The 5,670-nt window shown below is 56.5% G+C and carries 6 protein-coding genes; 5 read left to right on the top strand and 1 reads right to left on the bottom strand.

Features of this window, described 5'->3' with window-relative positions:
* From ACFSNN_RS25765 to ACFSNN_RS25745, 5 genes are all read left to right on the top strand, one after another.
* On the top strand, nt 1-1,808 hold a 1,808-nt coding region (locus ACFSNN_RS25765; RefSeq protein WP_377779197.1), incomplete at its 5' end, for a DUF2345 domain-containing protein.
* A gap of 1 nt (nt 1,809) precedes the next feature.
* Complete coding sequence (locus ACFSNN_RS25760) at nt 1,810-3,357, top strand: hypothetical protein (protein ID WP_134457425.1); 1,548 nt, start codon at nt 1,810-1,812, stop codon at nt 3,355-3,357.
* Nucleotides 3,358-3,374: 17 nt separating this feature from the next.
* Nucleotides 3,375-4,472 carry an Imm72 family immunity protein gene (locus ACFSNN_RS25755; protein ID WP_166799266.1) on the top strand — a complete coding sequence of 366 codons (1,098 nt, stop codon included), beginning with the start codon at nt 3,375-3,377 and terminating at the stop codon, nt 4,470-4,472.
* Nucleotides 4,473-4,662: 190 nt separating this feature from the next.
* The gene (locus ACFSNN_RS25750) at nt 4,663-5,121 is read left to right on the top strand and encodes a hypothetical protein (RefSeq protein WP_134457423.1); all 459 of its coding nucleotides are present in this window, start codon (nt 4,663-4,665) and stop codon (nt 5,119-5,121) included.
* A gap of 67 nt (nt 5,122-5,188) precedes the next feature.
* Nucleotides 5,189-5,476 carry a PAAR domain-containing protein gene (locus ACFSNN_RS25745; protein WP_134457422.1) on the top strand — a complete coding sequence of 96 codons (288 nt, stop codon included), beginning with the start codon at nt 5,189-5,191 and terminating at the stop codon, nt 5,474-5,476.
* On the opposite strand, the gene ACFSNN_RS25740 is transcribed toward ACFSNN_RS25745, so the two are convergent.
* On the bottom strand, nt 5,405-5,670 hold a 266-nt coding region (locus ACFSNN_RS25740; RefSeq protein ID WP_377779198.1), incomplete at its 5' end, for a hypothetical protein. The genes ACFSNN_RS25745 and ACFSNN_RS25740 overlap by 72 nt on opposite strands.

Here is a 5,670-nt window from a genome sequence, read left to right as displayed (position 1 = left end):
TGCAGGACCATCCGGGGCATGGCACCGACAGCCAGCAGGACCGGCAGTTTGCGGTTATCGCCGTTGAATGGATTATCGAGAACAACCTGCCGGTCTCCGGCGGCACGACAGACTTCCCGCACAGCCTGAAGCAAACGATCGCCGCGGCCCGTGCACAGCACGCCAGCAATCCAACGCTGCTCATCAAGTCGGCCGACGGTAGCGAAGGTTTCCTGGTGGTCACTGTCGAAGCGCAGCGCAGAACAGTCCCTTTCCGCAGCCCGTTCGAGCACAGCAAGCCGAAGATGCACATGCAGACGGCGACGGTGGTTGGCCCCGCCAATGCAGAGGTTTTTACGGACGAGTTGAATCGCATCAAGGTCCACATGCATTGGGATCGCCTCAATGGAGGAGATCAGAACGCGTCGTGCTGGATCCGCGTGGCCCACTCAGACACCGGCGGCAGCTATGGTGCGGTTCATGTGCCTCGTATCGGCGAAGAGGTGATCGTATCTTTCCTTGACGGCGACTGCGACAAACCGATCGTCACCGGACGTACCTATAACGGTGCAAAGACGCCGGACTGGCATTCGAACGGAATTCTGTCGGGCTACAAGTCCAAGGAATACCAGGGCAGCGGTTACAACCAGATGGTGATGGACGATGCCACTGGCCAGAACCGCATGCAGCTCTACAGCACGAGTGCAAATTCCCAACTGCATCTTGGCTATCTGATCGCGCAGACGGGTAACTCACGCGGCGCGTATCTGGGGAGCGGCTTCGATCTGAAGTCGGATGCGTACGGCGCGGTCCGGGCCGAAAAGGGCCTGTATTTGTCGACGCATCCGGCAAACGGCGCCTCGAGCCAACCGCTCGAAGTGCGTGAGGCGAATAGCCAGTTGGTGAATGCGGAAAGCGTCATGGAAGCGCTTGCACAAGCCAGCGAAATGCACCAGGCGGAAAGCCTGAGACACGGTTGCGATTCGCTGAAGTCTTTCACCGACGCAACACAGAACAGCGTGTCGGGAGCGACGGGCAGCGGTGGTAACACCGCCGGCGGTGGTACAGGCAGCGCGAATACGTTCAAGGAGCCGATCATGCTATTCGCGACGCCGGCGGGCATCGCGATGTCAACGCAGAAGTCCGCGCACATAGCGGCGGATCAGACCGTCAATCTGGTAAGTGGTCAGAACACGCACATCGCAACCGGGAAATCGCTTGTTGCGAGTGTGTCGGAGAAGATCAGTCTGTTTGCGCAGAACGCTGGGATGAAGCTCTTTGCCGCAAAGGGCAAGATGAAGATTCAGGCTCACTCCGACGGCGTCGAATTCACGGCTCAAAAAACCGTGAAATTGCTTTCCGCGACGGAAAAAATCGAAGCCGCAGCGGGCCAGGAAATTCTTTTGACGTCGGGCGGTGCGTATATCCGCCTCAAAGACGGCAATATTGAAATTCACGCACCCGGTAAGGTCGACGTCAAGGGCAGTCAGCACGCGTTTAACGGCCCCGCGCAGACAGACTATCCACTACCGCCGCTTCCAACATCCAAATATGACGCGGCCATGCAGTATCTGTATCACGACAATGAGCCGGTCCAGGGAGCCAAGTACATAGCAACGCTATCAGACAACAGCACGCGCGAGGGCGTATTGGACGCGCAGGGCAAAATGCACCTGGAAAACGTGCCGGTCGGTCCCGTTCAGGTTCAGCTTGGCCCCGATGCGCGTCAATTCGCGCGCAAGGATCTGACGAAGAATCCTGATTTCAAAGGCGAACAGCTTTCTGAAAGCGATGTGGATTCGCTTCTTGCCAAGCACGGGGGAGCGTGAGGTGAACTGGAGCCTGGAGGATTTCAAAAAGACGTCTCTGGACGTGGGGCAGTGGTGTTGGGGAACTCTGCAAGGCGCGTTCAATGAAAAGCAGACCATCAGTCAGGTCATCACGGATGCTGCCATCGGAATGATTCCGCTCGTGGGCGATGTGACAGCCGCCCGCGACCTTCTCTCCGTCTCAATTCGCCTCAGTACGGATCCGAGAAAGCGCGAGGAGATCATGGAGTGGGCGCTGCTCGTCATTCTTGTGTTCGCGCTGATACCGGTGGTTGGTGGCGTAATCAAGGGCGTAGGCCGATTAGCTTTGCGGGTTGAGGGCATCGCCGCCAAAGACCATGCGCTCCTTGCCGAAGTCATCCAGTTCCTGAACCGCATGGGCCACGGTGACGCGCCGAAGTGGCTGAAAGCACTGAACATCGCGCAGTACGAGTCCCAGGTCCTAAACAAGCTTAAGGACTTTTGCGCGACCGTCCAGCTCGCCATCCGCAAGTCTCTCGAGGCACGCGTTGGAAAACTGTTGCCCGAAATCTGGCGCAGCAAGATCGAACAGGTGAGCGCTGGTTTCTCCGCGCTGCAGGACATGGCGGATCGCATGGTGCCCAAGGCATTGCGGGAATTCGAGGCGAAGCTCAAAACGCTGCAGAACATGGTCTACCGTGGCGAAATTCACGAAATTGCTACGGGCGGCATGCCGAAAGTGCGTCGCGAAGCAGAAGCGTATCTTGAAGAACGACGGCTCGCGCGGGAAATCCGGCGTGGCAAGTTCCCTTCTTCGGAATGCTTGGCGGACGAAGGCAAAATCGAGGCTAAGTTGACTGCCAGGTATCAGTCGAAAATCGACCAAGGCTGGCCTGATATCCTGAAAGACCGCGGAAAGATTGCGAGCTATGGGAAAGATCAGGTTTTCACGAAGGTAGCAACATTTTCTGGAGAGATCTCGGCAATTGGGTCGAAGGAACTAGCCGGCAAGAAGCTTTACCGCGCATTCGGCAATCCGTCGAAGCATGCGCCATACCCCGGGGGGAGCAAGGCCGGGGGACGGCAGCCCGCGTTCTGGGGGCTGGGCGAGGCGCCCAAAAGTGCCGAGGAATGGCGCACTCGCTCGGCCGTGCTTGACGAGTGGAACGGGAATGGCTTTCTTGCGATTGTGCATCTACCTGCGGACTTACCTTCCCATATGGATTTGAAGGCTTGGTCTGGACAGATTGCAGAGCAATATGGCGACGCAGTTCCCACTCAATATCTTGAAGGTGGCGGCCAGCAACTCATCGTCGATCTCGGTGAACTTGCCGACGAGATTACGGCGGCGGGCGAGTTACTTAAGCAAGGCAAATTGCCACCCATCATTTCGAAAAATGGAGTGACCGTCGAGCTTCGAGCGACGAACTGGACAAACATCGAAGACGTTTACGGCTACAGCAAGTTCGATGAGAACGTACGTGGCGCTGCACAGACCCGCCGTCTTGGAACCGAGGAAATCCAGACTAAGGTGAGTAATAGCAGTGCCACCGCGGCGGCACGTGCTGCCAACTCAGACAACCGGTAATGAACCACGGAGCCGCAATGAAGTTGTTCAATATGCGCGATGAAACGACGCGCCGTCAGGTTTTCTGGCTCCTGAAGAGATTGACAAGCTATAGCCTCTGGGCCAAGAAGCGGGACGACTGGGAAATCTTCGCACGTGCCTATGAGAACGCGGTCAAGACCTGGCCATCGAGTCAGCCCGAACAGATGCTGGCGGATAACTTGCCGCGCATCTATGGGATCCTCAGCGCTTACAACAAAGGTTTGGACGAACTGCGGCGAGGCTATCGATTTGTCTGGCGTCAAGACGAAGCGTTCGATCAGGCGCTGACGGACTACCACGTCGTCGCCAAGTACCTTTACCCGGATGGCGACTACTGGGAGCGTGGCATTCAGGAGGCGCCTTACCCGCCTAAGGTTGAAGCGCTGAATCTGCTTATGCGCAGAAGCGAGTATGTGGGTGAGCACGCTGCCTGCGAGGTGCCCGCAAGCGGGCGCGCGACCGCACACTTCACGGCTGCCGGTGCGTTGCTGAATCCCAAGGCATACGTCTTTCCTTTCTATCAACTCAGTTTTCCCGTTTTTCCCGAGGTATTGCCGGCTGTGCCGCAACCTACCAATGTCGTTGTCCGATCAGGCGACACCGTGCCCATCGATGGCATATGGGAGCCCGTCACGATCACACGCGGGAAAGTGCTTGGCCTTATTCCTGTAGGCGCCACCAGCAGTGAAAACGTGGGCTGCTTTAACTACCTTGTTCAAGGCACGCGCGCGCCCCGTATGACGGGAGCTTTCAACGAGAGTAGTGGCCACGCCGAAGACATCGATGTCAGTTGGTGCCTGCTTTGGAAGGATGACCGCTACACAGACGGTTTGATCCCTGACGAGTCCGAATACTTCCTGACTGCGCCGGAGACCACCTCCTACATCGAACCGGACACAGTCATCCCGGCGGTGAGAACGGGCGAGGCATGCCCGGCCACTGGGCATTGGCAGGCGAAGGGCCATCCGGAACATCAGGTACATGTTGTCAAGGGCGCGGTCATGCCAGATCTGGTGATAAAGGATTGGTCAGACGCGGGCAAGGTGCACTACGTTGAGTGGACTCTTCTTCGCCAGGACAAAGAAGGACGCTGAAAACAGAGGGTATCGTGACCCGTCGACTCGTCTTCAAAGGCGATGAACCCCACAGCATCGGAATCGTTTTCGAAGGTGTTGCGGTACACCTCAGTTTAAGGTTGCGGCATGCAGCATTGCGTATCCAGCCCTGAAAAAAATCGCCCCGTTGGCGGCGACATCATGAAGTTTGGGAGTTAATGGGAACTGGATGGCTACGCTAGATTTTTCCACGGGCACACTGACGATTGATGCGTCTACGAGCCTCTTTCACCGCAAACCGTCACCTGACCACTTGCCGTTGACCGGGCCAACGGAACTGGCGAAGTACGACGAGTGGGAAAGCTATGGCATCGAGAACGTGAAGGTTTGGGGGAGGACTTTTGGCGTGACAGCTCGCTATCGCAACCAAAAACTCGCAATGGTCGACTTGGTATGGCTAGACGGCGTCGCCAGGAAAACCGACTGGTCGGCAACTGAAGACGACCTCGTGAAGGAAAAGAAGACGCTATCGAAAATGATCGCCTCCGAAGCGCAGCAGCCTTGTGTGTCTTCTGCGATCGGCGCCGATGCGTTTGTCTTCAAATGGGGAACGCTCACGGTGCGGGCCGATCTGCGCTCAATGGTTGTTACGACCAGCATTGCATATGCGGGCCTGGAAAAAGAATAGACGGGTCGCGCAACGGTTCGCGAAACAAGATTGAATGCGCCAGAAACCTTAAAGCTTTAAAGGCACCATGAAACGATTTCTAATTTTGAACGGCGACAAAACGACCGCTAACGGCGTCGTTCAGGCGGTCCCCACCTCTATTCAATTGAGCGATAGAGACGTCGCTCACGAAGGAGATCCAGTCGCATGCCCGGCTTGCAGTACAACGGGGAAAATCCAGTGCGACGGACCGCGCCAGATCATGACCGCGCCAGACGGAAGACACGCAGCATTAAGCGATGATCTATGTATTTGTGGCTGTCATCCGCCACCCCGGTTGCTGGCTTCCCAGCAGATGATGTGCACGGAAGCATAACTGTATGGATTCGTTCCAGTTCGCTTGGGGGCAGCTTGTGCTGCTTGCCTGAAACAGGGTGGCCCCATGGCTTGTAACCGCATTGGAGCGGCAAGCTATTTTTACCTCTCTTATGGTTGCATGGGAGCGAGAGGAAATTAATTCCGATTTAACAATTGCTTTTGAATATACGATTGCGGCAAACGTCTGATCTT

Source organism: Paraburkholderia dipogonis, from assembly GCF_042680985.1.
GTDB classification, from domain to species: domain Bacteria; phylum Pseudomonadota; class Gammaproteobacteria; order Burkholderiales; family Burkholderiaceae; genus Paraburkholderia; species Paraburkholderia phytofirmans.
The sequence above is the reverse complement of the archived record's forward strand: the minus strand, read 5'-3'. Positions and strand labels throughout refer to the sequence as shown.